This is a genomic window from Kitasatospora sp. NPDC022785 (assembly GCF_055561295.1).
In genome coordinates this window covers 94,303-107,766 of sequence record NZ_JBVHHB010000026.1, presented here as the reverse complement: position 1 = coordinate 107,766, position 13,464 = coordinate 94,303, and the positions used below count along the sequence as shown (strand labels likewise).

Here is a 13,464-nt window from a genome sequence, read left to right as displayed (position 1 = left end):
GGAAGCCTTTCAGTCGGTCGGTGCGGCAGGATTGCGGTGGACCCGGCGGTGCACATCCACACACCACCGAGTCACGCAACGGCGCGCGACAGGAGCCAAGAAGTCATGCAGACCAAGCTGGACGCAGCCAAGGCCGAACTGCTCACGAAGGCAGCAGCAGCCGCTGAGAACAGCCAGGTGGGGGGAGCGGCGCCGGGGGAGGGCCTGAGCAACGGCGCTCTGTCCGCGTACCTGCACCACTACTACCTGCACACCGCGGCCGAGGACCTGGTCTACCGCGACCCGGTCGACGTGTACGGCGCGGCCGCCTCGCACTACCGGCTCGGGCTCAAGCGCCCGCAGGGCACCGCCGAGGTGCGGGTGCACACCCCCTCGGTGGAGGAGAACGGCTGGTCCTGCGGCCACACCGTGGTCGAGGTCGTCACCGACGACATGCCGTTCCTGGTCGACTCGGTCACCAACGAGCTGTCCCGCCAGGACCGCGCGATCCACATCGTGATCCACCCCCAGCTGGTCGTCCGCCGTGACATCACCGGCAAGCTGCTGGAGATCCTGGACATCGACGCCTGCGCCCGCAGCCAGGCCGCCGGTGCCGAGTGGCCCGCCGACGCCGTGGTCGAGTCGTGGATGCACATCGAGATCGACCGCGAGACCGACCGCGAGGACCTCCGCGCGATCGAGACCGACCTGCGCCGCGTGCTCGGCGACGTCCGCGAGGTCGTCGAGGACTGGTCGAAGATGCGCGACTCCGCGCTCCGGCTCGCCGACGAGCTCGCCGAGGAGCCCCCGGCCCACCTGCCCGAGCAGGAGGTCGGCGAGGCCTGGGAGCTGATGCGCTGGCTCGCCGACGACCACTTCACCTTCCTCGGCTACCGCGAGTACGACCTGGTCGAGCACGAGGGCGAGGAGGTCCTGAAGGCCGTTGCCGGCACCGGCCTCGGCATCCTGCGCTCCGACCCGATCAGCCACGACGACGACCACCACCCGGTGAGCGAGGCCTTCGGCCGGCTCTCCGCGCCGGTCCGTGCCAAGGCGCACGAGAAGAAGCTGCTCGTCCTCACCAAGGCCAACAGCCGCGCCACCGTGCACCGCCCGGCCTACCTCGACTACGTCGGCGTGAAGAAGTTCGACGCCAACGGCGAGGTCATCGGCGAGCGCCGCTTCCTCGGCCTCTTCTCGGCCGCCGCCTACACCGAGTCGGTCAGCCGCATCCCGGTCGTCCGCCGCAAGGTCCAGGACGTCATCGCCAGCTCCGGCTTCTCCACCGAGAGCCACGACGGCCGCGACCTGCTGCAGATCCTGGAGACCTTCCCCCGGGACGAGATCTTCCAGACCCCGGCCGCCGAGCTGCTCCAGATCGCCACCAGCGTGCTCTACCTGCAGGAGCGCCGCCGGCTGCGGCTGTTCCTGCGCCAGGACGAGTACGGGCGCTACTTCTCCGCGCTGGTCTACCTGCCGCGCGACCGCTACACCACCCGCATCAGGCTGCGCCTGATGGACATCCTGATGCAGGAGCTCAACGGCGCCTCGATCGACTACACGGTCTGGTCGACGGAGTCCGTGCTGACCCGTCTGCACTTCGTCGTCCGGGTCACCCCCGGCAGCGAGCTGCCGCACCTGACCGACGCCGAGATCGAGCGGATCGAGGGCAAGCTCGCCGAGGCCGCCCGGTTCTGGATGGACGGCTTCAACGACCAGCTGCACCTGGAGCTGGGCGAGGAGCGGGCCGCCGAGCTGTCCCGCAAGTACGCCAACGCCTTCCCGGACGGCTACCGCGCCGACTTCACCGCGCGCACCGCCGTCGCCGACCTCAAGCAGATCGAGTCGCTGCACGGCGAGGGCGACTTCCGCCTCAACCTGTACCAGCCGGTCGGCGCGGGCGACGACGAGCGCCGCTTCAAGATCTACCGGGTCGGCGGCCCGATCTCGCTCACCGAGGTCCTGCCGGTCCTGCAGCGCCTGGGCGTCGAGGTGCTCGACGAGCACCCGTACGCGCTGACCCGCTCGGACCACACCACCGCCTGGGTGTACGACTTCGGCCTGCGGCTGCGCGAGGCCGTCGAGCTGACCGACGAGGCGCGCGACCGCTTCCAGGAGACGTTCGCCGCCACCTGGACCGGCCGGGCCGAGAACGACGGCTTCAACGAGCTGGTGCTGACCGCCGGGCTGACCTGGCGCCAGACGATGATGCTCCGCGCGTACGCCAAGTACCTGCGCCAGGCGGGCTCCACGTTCTCCCAGGACTACATGGAGGACGCGCTCCGCAACAACACCCACACCACCCGCCTGCTGGTCAACCTCTTCGAGGCCCGGCTGAGCCCCAGCCACCAGCAGGGCTCCGCCGAGCTGACCGAGGGCATCGTGGAGGAGCTCTCCGGCGCGCTGGACGAGGTCGTCTCGCTGGACGAGGACCGCATCCTGCGTTCCTTCCTGCACCTCATCAAGGCCACCCTGCGGACCAACTTCTTCCAGCACGACGGCACCGGCGAGTGGCACTCCTACGTGTCGATGAAGTTCGACCCGAAGGCCATCCCGGACCTTCCGGCCCCGCGGCCGGCGTTCGAGATCTGGGTGTACTCGCCGCAGGTCGAGGGCGTGCACCTGCGCTTCGGCAAGGTCGCCCGCGGTGGTCTGCGCTGGTCCGACCGGCGTGAGGACTTCCGGACCGAGATCCTCGGCCTGGTCAAGGCGCAGATGGTGAAGAACACCGTCATCGTGCCGGTCGGTGCCAAGGGCGGCTTCGTCGCCAAGCAGCTGCCGGACCCGTCGGTGGACCGGGACGCCTGGCTGGCCGAGGGCATCTCGTCCTACAAGACGTTCATCTCGGCGCTGCTCGACATCACCGACAACCTGGTCGGCGGCGCGGTCGTGCACCCGGCCGACGTGGTCCGCCACGACGAGGACGACACCTACCTGGTCGTCGCCGCCGACAAGGGCACCGCGACCTTCTCCGACATCGCCAACGGTGTCGCCGAGTCGTACGGCTTCTGGCTGGGCGACGCGTTCGCCTCCGGCGGCTCGGCCGGCTACGACCACAAGGGCATGGGCATCACCGCCCGCGGCGCCTGGGAGTCGGTCAAGCGCAACTTCCGCGAGCTGGGCCACGACACCCAGACCCAGGACTTCACCGTCGTCGGCATCGGCGACATGTCCGGTGACGTCTTCGGCAACGGCATGCTGCTCAGCGAGCACATCCGCCTGGTCGCCGCCTTCGACCACCGGCACATCTTCCTCGACCCCAACCCGGACGCGGCCGCCTCGTACGCCGAGCGCCGCCGCCTCTTCGAGCTGCCCCGCAGCTCCTGGGACGACTACGACAAGTCGCTGATCTCGGCGGGCGGCGGCGTCTTCCCGCGCAGCGCCAAGTCGATCCAGCTCAGCCCGCAGGTCCGGGCCGTGCTCGGCATCGAGGAGTCCCGGCTGACCCCGGCTGAGCTGATGAAGGCCGTCCTTCAGGCGCCCGTCGACCTGTTCTGGAACGGTGGCATCGGCACCTACATCAAGGCCTCGGCCGAGACCAACGCCGAGGTCGGCGACAAGGCCAACGACGCCATCCGGGTCAACGGCGAGCAGGTCCGGGCCCGGGTCATCGGCGAGGGCGGCAACCTCGGCTGCACCCAGCTCGGCCGCATCGAGTACGCGGCCACCGGCGGTCCCGAGGGCACGGGCGGCTGGATCAACACCGACGCCATCGACAACTCGGCCGGCGTGGACACCTCGGACCACGAGGTCAACATCAAGATCCTGCTCAACCAGGTCGTCGCCGACGGCGACATGACGGTCAAGCAGCGTAACGCCCTGCTGGCCGAGATGACCGACGAGGTCGGCCACCTGGTCCTGCGCAACAACTACGCGCAGAACGTGGTGCTGGCCAACGCGGTCGCCCAGGCCGTCAGCATGGTCAACGTCCACTCCCGGATGATCAACCGCCTGGAGCGCGACGGCCGGCTCGACCGGGCGCTGGAGTTCCTGCCCACCGAGCGGCAGATCCGCGAGCGCCAGCAGAACGGCCGCGGCCTCTCCCAGCCCGAGCTGTCGGTGCTGCTCGCCTACACCAAGATCACGCTGGCCGACGAGCTGCTCGCCACCGAGCTGCCCGACGACCCGTTCTTCCGCACCGCGCTGCACGAGTACTTCCCGAGCGCGCTGCGGGCCAAGTTCGCCGACGCGATCGACAACCACGCGCTGCGCCGCGAGATCATCACCACGCTGATCGTCAACGACACGATCAACCGCGGTGGCTGCACCTTCGCCTTCCGGCTGAAGGAGGAGACCGGCGCCACGTACGAGGAGATCGCCCGGACGCACACCGCCGCGCGGGCCGTCTTCGGCCTGGAGGGGATCTGGTCCGAGATCGAGGCCCTGGACAACCAGGTCCCCGCCCGCGCCCAGACCAAGATGCGGCTGCACTCGCGCCGGCTCGTCGAGCGTGCCACCCGGTGGATGCTCAACAACCGCCGCCAGCCGCTCGACATCGCCGCCACCATCGAGTTCTTCCACGACCGGGTCAACCAGGTCTGGGGCTCGCTGCCCAAGCCGCTGCGCGGTGAGGACCTGGCCTGGTTCGAGTCGGTCTACGACGAGCTGGCCGCCGCCGGCGTCCCGGAGGCCCTGGCCAACCGGATCGCGGGTCTCTCCTCGACCTTCCCGACCCTGGACATCACCGAGGTCGCGGACCGGTCCGGCAAGGACGTCGCCGAGGTCGCCGAGCTGTACTACGACCTCGCCGACCGCCTCCAGATCACCCACCTGCTCGACCGCATCATCGAGCTGCCGCGCATCGACCGCTGGTCGTCGATGGCCCGCGCCGCCATCCGCGAGGACCTCTTCGCGGCCCACGCGGCCCTGACCGCCGACATCCTGGCCTGCGGCCCCGAGGGCGCCACCCCCGAGGAGCGGTACACCGCGTGGGCGGACCTCAACGCCACCCTGCTGAACCGCGCCAAGAGCACGCTCGACGACATAAGGGGTTCGGACAACTACGAGCTGTCCAGCCTGTCGGTGGCCATGCGCGTCATCCGCACCCTGCTCCGCACGGGGTCGATGCGCTGACGGCCCGGGCAGCCTGAGTTCCGGTCAGATGGGGCGGGACCGCGTCACCCGACGCGGTCCCGCCCTATTCTGTTGCTCCGCCTGAAGGGGGAGCCCGTGGACGACCTGGACATCGAGTACGACCTGGAGTGGGAGCAGCTGCCTGAGCCGGCGGCCGCCGCCCGCGCACGCTTCGAGACCTGCGTGGAACGGCTCCCCGAGTGCCCGCACACACCGGACTGCCGGGCGGAGTACGAAGCGCTCGTGCCCGACTACCGGATGACCCTCGACGACCACCAGATGGGTGTCTGCCGTGAGGGCATGCGTCGCACCCGGATGAGCTACGAGGCCGACGAACCGGACTTCCCCGAGTGGCCGTTCGCCGGCATGGCCGACTGGTACGCCGCACCCCAGGGCGTCCGGGACGCCCACAACGCCGCGGACCGCGCCGCCCAGGCCCACCGCGTCTTCGGCATGGTGGGGATACCCGAGTTCAAGATGACGGAGAGCGGCCCCTGGCTGGTCGGCTCGGAGGAGATCACCGAAGCCCTGGCCCGCTACGCCACCGCGCCCGCCGCCGTCCGCCGCGAGCTGGAGGCCGGCCCGATCTGGCCGCTCTGGCTCGACTGGCTCCAGGAGACGGCCCGGCATGGTGGCTTCCGGGTGGACTGACCCTTCCGGACGGACTGACCCTCCGGGTGGACTGACCCTTCCGGACGGACTGACCCTCCGGGTGGACGGACCGTTCGGGCGGTCCGGACTTCCGGGCGCTCTGACCGCCCCCTCGCAGGGCCGGGTGCCGGATGCGGGTCGCGGATCCGGCTTCGGTACGGTGGCCTGCGGAAACGGGGGGATGATCATCATGAGAACGACGCGCACCGGGCGTCTGGCGGTGACCGTACTGACCGCCGCGCTCGTCGTCACCGGCGCGGCGGCCTGCGACAACAGGACCAAGACCGACGCCGCCGAAGCGGCCACCGCCGTGAGCCCGCCGCCGGAGCCGTTCGGCGCGGGCGGCTACAAGGGCCTGAAGCCCGGTATGACCAAGGAGGCGGCGCTGGCCACCGGCGCCCTGGAAGCCGCCCCGGTGTCGCTGCTCAACGGCTGCACCGACTTCGTCTACAAGGGCGGCCCGGCGCCGGACCCGGTCCGGATGGCGGCCGAGGCGGACGCCCGCGCCAAGTCCGACGCGCTGACGGCCAAGCTGGACGAGATCAAGGCCAAGAAGAAGCCGACGGAGACGCTGCCACCGGGCGCGTCGCTGAAGGAGATGCAGGAGTACTACAAGCGCCAGGCGGCCCGGCTCGACCAGGACGCCGCCGACATGAAGGAGGTCGCCCGGCTCTCCGAGGAGTCGAAGGTCCTCGGCACGGCGCGCGAGACGCGGGACAAGACCTTCCTGACCACCGGCCGGGCCGGCTTCGGCACCGAGGGCCTGCGTGAACTCGTCGCCCCGGCCGGGACGAGGACCGCCGAGGGCATCGGCGCCGGCTCGACGCTGGACGAGCTCAAGCAGGCCTACGACGGGAAGGGTCTCCAGCCCGCCAAGGAGGGGACCGGCAAGTACGAGATGCCGGCCGAGGGCCGCCAGGGCAGCGAGGGCTGGATGTACGAGTTCACCATGGACGGTGCGAAGGTCGCCGGCCTCGCCCTGGTCAAACGCGGCACGTTCTGCTCCTGAGCATCCGGAAGCCGTGCGGGGGCGCGGCCGAGCGGCGGACGGCGGACGGCCCCGGCCGGTGAGATCCGGCCGGGGCCATCGGTCCGCCCTGGGGCTACCGCCCGGCGGCCCGCTGCAGGGCGCTGGCCAGCAGGGCGAGGTCGGTCGGCCCGTTGCCCAGTTCGCGGACCGGGCGGCGCGCGGGCGGGGCGCCGAGCTGGAGCGGGTCTATGGCGACGACGGTGGGCCGCAGGGTCGCGGTGCGCGGGATGCGGCCGCTGATCCGGGCGGTCTGGAAGGCGGTGACGCCGCCGTCGGGCAGCCGCAGGTAGCCGCGGCCCGGGGTGTCCTCGGCGAGCGCGGCCGCGTCGCCGAGATGGATGAGCAGGTCGGAGTCGGCCGGGTCGTCGGTGCGTAGGGCGATCCGGAGCAGGGCGGCCTCGTCGACCTCGGTGCCGGCGCTCTCCTCCGGGCGGCCGGTGGCGACGGCGAGGTGCACGCCGAGCGGGCCGCCGCGGCGGGCGACCGCGGCCAGTGCCCGGGCGAGCGGGCGGCCGGCCGGGGAGGTGGGGGCGAGCAGGGCGTCGTAGTCGTCCACCACGACGACCAGCCGGGCCGGTACCGGTGCGGCGGCGGGGGCCGGCCGGGGGGAGTCGCCGCTGCGGGGCTGGACGATCCGGGGGACGGGTGCGGCGCCGGCCGCCCCCACCGCGGCGGGCACCGGGACGGCCGGGCGGTCGTCACCCTCCAGGTCCCGCTCCGCGTCCAGGCCCCGTTCCCCGTCGAGGATGCGGGCCGCGTGCCAGGAGGCGAAGTCCAGCCCGTCGAAGAGCCGCTCGCGCAGGGCGAGTTCGTCCTCCAGCGACTCCGCGGCGAGCAGCGCGGCCCGCGGGTCGGTGGCGGCGTTCAGATGGCCGGTGACGTGCGGCAGCTCGGTACAGCCGTCCAGGCCGTCCTCCGACGCCCGGCCCTCGATGATCGTGACGGCCAGCCGCTCGGGCCGTTCGGAGACGGCGAGCGAGGCGACCAGGGTGCGCAGCAGCTCGGTCTTGCCGGAGCCGCGCGCGCCTCCGATGAGCAGGTGCGGGCCGCCCGGGTCGGGGGAGGGGAGGGTGAGCTCGGGGTCGGCCAGGTCGAGGGTGCAGAGCTCGTCCCGGGTGGTGCCGAGCAGGGCCGTGGCGGCGCCGATGCCGCCGGCGTGTGCCGCCCAGCGGGCGGAGAGCTTGGCGGGGGTGACGGTGTCGAGCTGGAGCAGGTCGAGCAGGCGCAGCGCGTCGGGCAGCGGGCCCCGGGCGGCCGGGACGGCCTCGCGCAGCGGGGCGAGGACGCGGGCCAGCCGCTCGGCCCAGGCGTCGGAGACGGCGTCCAGCGAGACCTCGTGCAGGGTCTCGCGGCCGCGCGCGACGGGCCGGTCGAGGGAGAGCTGGGTGCCGACCTCGCCGGTGATCAGGGCGGTGGCGCCGAGCCCGCGCGGCAGCAGTTCGGGCTGCTCGGCGAGGCAGACCGGGAAGATGCCGACGGCCGGGCCCTGGCGCAGCAGCAGGTCGAGCGCCTGCCGGGCGGCCTCGGCGGCAGGGCGGCCGTCGACCACGACGACGGTGGCGGGGTGGCCGCCGAGGCCGGTCGGGCCGCTGAGCCGGGCGGTGAGCTCGGTGAGGCGGGCGGTGGCCTGGTCGTCGTCGAGCCCGATCAGCAGCCGGCAGTCCTGGCCGTCGGCGGGGCGCAGGTGCGGCAGCCAGAGTGCCCAGGCCCACGTGTCGGCGCGGTCCTGTGCGGGCCGGGCGGGGTCGGCGTCGACCACGACGAGGCTGAGGCCGGTGGGCGGGTGCAGGGCGGCGAGCTGGGCGACGACGGCGCGGGTGAGGGCGTCGAGGCGTTCGCGCGGGCCGCTGAGGCCGAGGCTGCCGGCGGTCTGCAGGTCGAGGGTGACGGGGACGGCGGGCAGCAGGGTGCCGGGGGTGGTGCCGGGGCCGCCCGGTCGGTCGGAGGTGCCGAGGCGCAGGGTGAGCGCGTCGGGGTGGCCGGGGCCTCGCTCCCAGAGCCGGGGGCCGGGGCCGAGGGCGTTGAGCAGCAGGGTGGCGAGGTCGGGCCAGCGCTCGCGCTGGGCGGCGGCCTGGCGGGTGCGGACGGCGGCGTGGTGGCGCTCGGCGCTCTCCTGGCCGGGCGGCTCCGCGGCGGCGCGGCCGAGCCGGAGCGAGAGCAGGCCGCGGGTGCGGCCGGCGGCGGGCTCGGGTGCGGCGGGCGGTTCGACCACGGGGGGCGAGGGTCGCAGCGGGGCGGGCGGGGCGAGCTGGAGGTGGCCGTGGCCGTCGGGGAGCGCCGAGCGGGCGGGCGCCCCGGATCCGTCCCGGAGCTCCGGGGCCGCGACCTGGAGGGTCGACTCGCCGATCCGCAGCAGGCCGGTGCCGTCGAGCGGGACGGCCTCCTCGGCCGGGCCGGGCGGGACGATCCGGCCGTCCAGGGTGGTGCCGTTGGTGGAGCCGAGGTCGCGGACGGTGACCCGGCCGTCCTCGCCGAGGTGGAGGGCGAGGTGGAGCCGGGAGACGTCCGGGTCGTCGAGCGGGACGTCGGCCTCGCCGGAGCGGCCGACCCGGATCTCCCGGCCGTGCAGGCGGTGCACGCCGCCGGCGTCGGGGCCGCCGACCACCCGCAGTTCGGCGGCGCCGGGGCCGTCGTCGGGGTCGTCGGCGGTCGGGTCGGGCTCGTTGAGGCTGAGCACGGCGCCGTCGAGCAGCGGGGGGTGGCCGAGCAGGGTGTGCTCGTCCACCCGGTGCGCCCCGGCGTACAGGTGCACATGGGTGGCGGCCCGTGGGCCGCGCACGCCCACGGCGCCCGCCAGGGCGCCCGCGAGGGAGCCGAGCGCGGTGCCCACGGGCGCGGTGACCAGCACGTCCACGTAGGGGATGGCGGATCCGGCGGCTGCCGGTCCGCTGCGCGGTCGGAGGACGGTCAGCCGGATCTGCATCTCGCCCGCGGTCCCTTCTGCTGGTGCTGACGCCTGGTGCCGACGCTTGCCGCCCGGGCTGTGCTGCCTGCCCGCCGGCGCCTGGCGCCCTGCGGGCCGCCGCGACGGCATTGGGCCACAAGAGTGGCAAGTGTCATCCTGCCATCCGTCACCGACAGTCCGCGCACGGTACAGGATTTGACGATCTTGCGATCACCGCCATGGTGGGGGCGACGGGGAGTCAGGTCAACCGCCGCCCGCCCGGTCCCGGCCGCCGCTCCCCGGGACCCCCTCGGGGGATGTCCCGCAGAGCCGCGCCGAACCCCTCGCCGGTCGCCTCAAAAACGTGAACGGACACCGTTAGAGTGGCCGGAACACGGGCCCGGCAGGCTCACCGCACCGGCGGAGGAGCGCCCCGCGCGGGCGGCACGGCGAGGAGTGCGACAGGTGCGGCCAGTCGGCAGCAAGTATCTGCTTGAGGAGACCCTCGGACGGGGGGCCACCGGCACCGTCTGGCGCGGACGGGTGCGCCCGGACGTCGTGGTGCCCGGCACCGAGCCCGGCCGGCCGGTCGCGATCAAGGTGCTGCGCGAGGAGCTGGCGGCCGACCCGGACGTGGTGATGCGCTTCCTGCGCGAGCGCTCGCTGCTGCTGCGGCTGACCCACCCCAACATCGTCAAGGTCCGCGACCTCGTCGTCGAGGGCGAGCTGCTGGCCCTGGTGATGGACCTGGTCGAGGGCCCCGACCTGGCCCGCTACCTGCGCGGCAACGGCCCGTTCAGCCCGATCGCCGGCGCCCTCCTGATGGCCCAGGTCGCCGACGCGCTGGCGGCCAGCCACGCCGACGGCGTCGTCCACCGCGACCTCAAGCCGGCCAACGTACTGCTCGCCTCCACCATGGTGGACGGCACCGAGCAGATGCACCCGATGCTGACCGACTTCGGCATCGCCCGGCTCGCCGACTCCCCGGGTATCACCCGCACCCACGAGTTCGTCGGTACCCCGGCCTACGTCGCGCCGGAGTCCGCCGAGGGCCGCCCGCAGACCTCCGCGGTGGACGTGTACGGCGCCGGCATCATGCTGTACGAGCTGGTCACCGGCCGGCAGCCGTTCCAGGGCGACGGCCCGCTGGCGATCCTCCAGGCGCACCTGGCCCAGGAGCCGCAGCGCCCGTCCACCATGCCGGACCCGCTCTGGACGGTGATCGAGCGCTGCCTGCGCAAGGACCCTGCGCAGCGGCCGAGCGCCGTCTCGCTGGCCCGCGCGCTGCGCGTGGTCGCGGCCGGGGTCGGGGTGCACGCCTCGCCGGTGGCGGTGGACGCGGCGCTCGCGGTCGGCGCGCTGCTGCTGCCGGACCCGCAGCCGGCCGCGGTGCCCCCCGCCGCTCCCGACGGCGCATCCGCCGAGGACCGCACCCAGGTGCTCCCGGCCGGCCCGGCCGTCCAGTCCGGCCAGCAGTACGACCCGGCCGCCGCGACCGCGGTGATGAGCACCCAGCCGCCGCCGGCCGCCCCGTACGGCGCGGCGGACCGCACCCAGCTGATGCCGCCCACGGCCTCGCCGCCCGTCCCGCCCGGGCCGCCGCAGCCGGAGGCGCCGCACCCGTGGCAGACCCAGCTGCGCGCCGCCCGGGACCGCAACCAGCAGACCGAGATCGGCTACTTCGACCCGGAGGACTTCGACGCCCCGCCGGTGGCCCCGCCGCCCTTCCAGGCCGGGCAGGGGGGCCCCGCCGGCGGCCGCCCGCAGGGTCCGCAGGGCTACCAGCCGCAGCAGGCGCCGGGCGGCTACCGGCAGGCCCCGCCGCCCGGGTACGCCCAGCGCCCGCCGGTGGCCCCGCCGCCCTACCAGGCCGGGCAGGGCGGTCAGCCGGCCCCCGGCGGCCGTCCGGGGCCGCCCGGCGGCTACAACCAGCCCCCGCAGCACGGCCGCCCGCCGCAGGGCTACCAGCCCCCGCAGCCGTACCGGCAGCCGCAGGGCCGCCCGCAGCAGCCGCCGGCCGGACCGCCGCAGGGCTACCAGGCCGCGCCGCGCCGGGCCGAGCCGCCGGCGCCGCAGCACCGCGAGCCCCCGCAGCGCCGGGAGGCGCCGCCGCAGCCCGCCCGCCGGGAGCCGGAGCCCCGGGAGCCGCGCCGGCGCAGCCGCAACCGGATGTACATCCCGGGCCTCGGCTGCCTGAAGGGCTGCCTGATGGTCCTGCTGGTGCTGGCCGTGGCCGCGGTGGCGCTGTGGAACTTCACGCCGCTGCCGCAGTACTGGGCCGACGTCCAGGGCTGGTTCAACAGCGCGAGCGACTGGGTGAGCAGCATCCTCGACTCGAACAAGTGACGGCCCGGGCCCGGCACGGACTCCAGGCGCCGGGCCTGGCAGCGACATTGACGCTTTGTCGATAATTCTCAATATTTCTCGGCCGCCAGTGCCCGACGGACCCCCTCAGGCGGCCCGCGGAGGGGGTCCGGGCGCGTAGGTTGGTCGCTGTTGTCCCGCCCCACCGAGCGCACCGGACCCCCGGCGCGCTCCCGCCGCCCACGGAGCAGCATTGGCACGCAAGATCGGCAGCCGCTACACCGTCCACCAGGTGATCGGCCGGGGCTCGGCCGGGACGGTCTGGCTCGGCGAGGGGCCGGACGGCCCGGTGGCGGTCAAGCTGCTGCGCGAGGACCTCGCCGCCGACCAGGTGCTGGTCGGCCGCTTCGTCCAGGAACGCGCCGCGCTGACCAGCCTCGACCACCCCCGGGTGGTCGGCGTGCGCGACATGGTCGTCGACGGGAGCGACCTCGCCCTGGTCATGGAGCTGGTCCAGGGCACCGACCTGCGCTCCCGGCTGGAACGCGACGGCGCACTCGCCCCGCAGACCGCCGTCTCGGTCATCGCGGACGTCGCAGACGGCCTGGCCGCCGCGCACGCCGCCGGGATCGTCCACCGCGACGTCAAGCCCGAGAACGTCCTGCTCGACCTCGCCGCCGCCCCCGGCCCCGGCGGTGCCCCGCGCGCCAAGCTGACCGACTTCGGCGTGGCCCGTCTGGTCGACGCCCCCCGCCGGACCCGCGCCACCCGGATCATCGGCACCCCCGACTACCTCGCCCCCGAGATCATCGAGGGTCTGGAGCCGCGCGCGGCCGTCGACATCTACGCCCTCGCCACCGTGCTCTACGAGCTGCTGGCCGGCTCCACCCCGTTCGGCGGCGGCCACACCGGCGCGGTGCTGCGCCGCCACGTCACCGAGCAGGTACCGCCGATCCCCGGCCTGCCGGACGGCCTCTGGCGGATCATCTCCGAGTGCCTGGCCAAGGCCCCGGCCTCCCGGCTGCGCGCCGCCGAGCTGGCCGCGCGGCTGCGCGAGCAGCTGCCGGCGCTGGCCGGGCTCCCGGTGCTGGCCGTCCCGCAGCAGGGCCGGCCCCCCGCCGAGGAGCTGCTGACCCCCGGCGAGGCCGTCTACGCCGAGGTGGACGCCGGCCCCGGCACCCACAAGCGCCGCCGGGGCCCGGCCGTCCCGCTGGTGCCGGGCGTCGCCCCGGACTCCACCCGGGACACCCACACCAGCCTGCGCCGCCCCTCCGCCCAGGAGCTGGCCTCCTACGCGGCCGAGTCCCGGGCCCAGCGCACCGCCCCCACGGCTCACCGCCGGGACCGCCAGGCGCTGCTGCGCCGCCGCCGGGTGCTGGCGGTCCTGCTGGCCACGATCCTGCTGCTGGCCGGTGCGGCCGCCGCCTGGACGGCCTTCGCGGCCACCGCCCCCGACGCCGGGAAGGCGCCCCGCCCGGTGGTCCACTCCGCACCGCAGCGGGCCCCGTAGGGGACGGCGGGCACCCGGTCGGGGAGCCGGAGG

Annotated in this window: 6 protein-coding genes; 5 read left to right on the top strand and 1 reads right to left on the bottom strand. The window is 74.3% G+C overall.

The features are described from left to right. The first annotated feature begins 105 nt into the window (after nt 1–105). The 3 genes from ACZ3YO_RS31695 to ACZ3YO_RS31685 all read left to right on the top strand — a co-directional run bounded on the left by ACZ3YO_RS31695 (nt 106) and on the right by ACZ3YO_RS31685 (nt 6,712). The gene (locus tag ACZ3YO_RS31695) at nt 106–5,052 is read left to right on the top strand and encodes an NAD-glutamate dehydrogenase (RefSeq protein WP_465576215.1); all 4,947 of its coding nucleotides are present in this window, start codon (nt 106–108) and stop codon (nt 5,050–5,052) included. 96 nt (nt 5,053–5,148) lie between these two features. Then, a complete protein-coding gene (locus ACZ3YO_RS31690) occupies nt 5,149–5,703 on the top strand; it encodes a hypothetical protein (protein ID WP_465576212.1) in 555 nt (184 codons plus the stop codon). A 190-nt stretch (nt 5,704–5,893) separates the two neighbouring features. After that, nucleotides 5,894–6,712 (top strand): hypothetical protein, encoded by an 819-nt coding sequence (locus ACZ3YO_RS31685; RefSeq protein ID WP_465576209.1) that lies wholly within the window; start codon nt 5,894–5,896, stop codon nt 6,710–6,712. A 94-nt stretch (nt 6,713–6,806) separates the two neighbouring features. Here the strand turns inward: ACZ3YO_RS31685 and ACZ3YO_RS31680 are convergent, their stop codons facing one another. Continuing rightward, nucleotides 6,807–9,656 carry an FtsK/SpoIIIE domain-containing protein gene (locus ACZ3YO_RS31680; protein ID WP_465576206.1) on the bottom strand — a complete coding sequence of 950 codons (2,850 nt, stop codon included), beginning with the start codon at nt 9,654–9,656 and terminating at the stop codon, nt 6,807–6,809. Between the two features lie 426 nt (nt 9,657–10,082). Here ACZ3YO_RS31680 and ACZ3YO_RS31675 point away from each other — a divergent pair, with 426 nt between their 5' ends. Further along, complete coding sequence (locus tag ACZ3YO_RS31675; RefSeq protein WP_465576203.1) at nt 10,083–11,963, top strand: serine/threonine-protein kinase; 1,881 nt, start codon at nt 10,083–10,085, stop codon at nt 11,961–11,963. Between the two features lie 211 nt (nt 11,964–12,174). Continuing rightward, nucleotides 12,175–13,431 carry a serine/threonine-protein kinase gene (locus tag ACZ3YO_RS31670; RefSeq protein WP_465576200.1) on the top strand — a complete coding sequence of 419 codons (1,257 nt, stop codon included), beginning with the start codon at nt 12,175–12,177 and terminating at the stop codon, nt 13,429–13,431. Nucleotides 13,432–13,464: the final 33 nt, after the last annotated feature.

Excerpts from the sequence above, each read along its gene's own strand:
- ACZ3YO_RS31685 (WP_465576209.1), top strand. The coding sequence starts at position 5,894 with ATGAGAACGACGCGCACCGGGCGTCTGGCGGTGACCGTACTGACCGCC.
- ACZ3YO_RS31680 (WP_465576206.1), bottom strand. The coding sequence starts at position 9,656 with ATGCAGATCCGGCTGACCGTCCTCCGACCGCGCAGCGGACCGGCAGCC.
- ACZ3YO_RS31695 (WP_465576215.1), top strand. The coding sequence starts at position 106 with ATGCAGACCAAGCTGGACGCAGCCAAGGCCGAACTGCTCACGAAGGCA.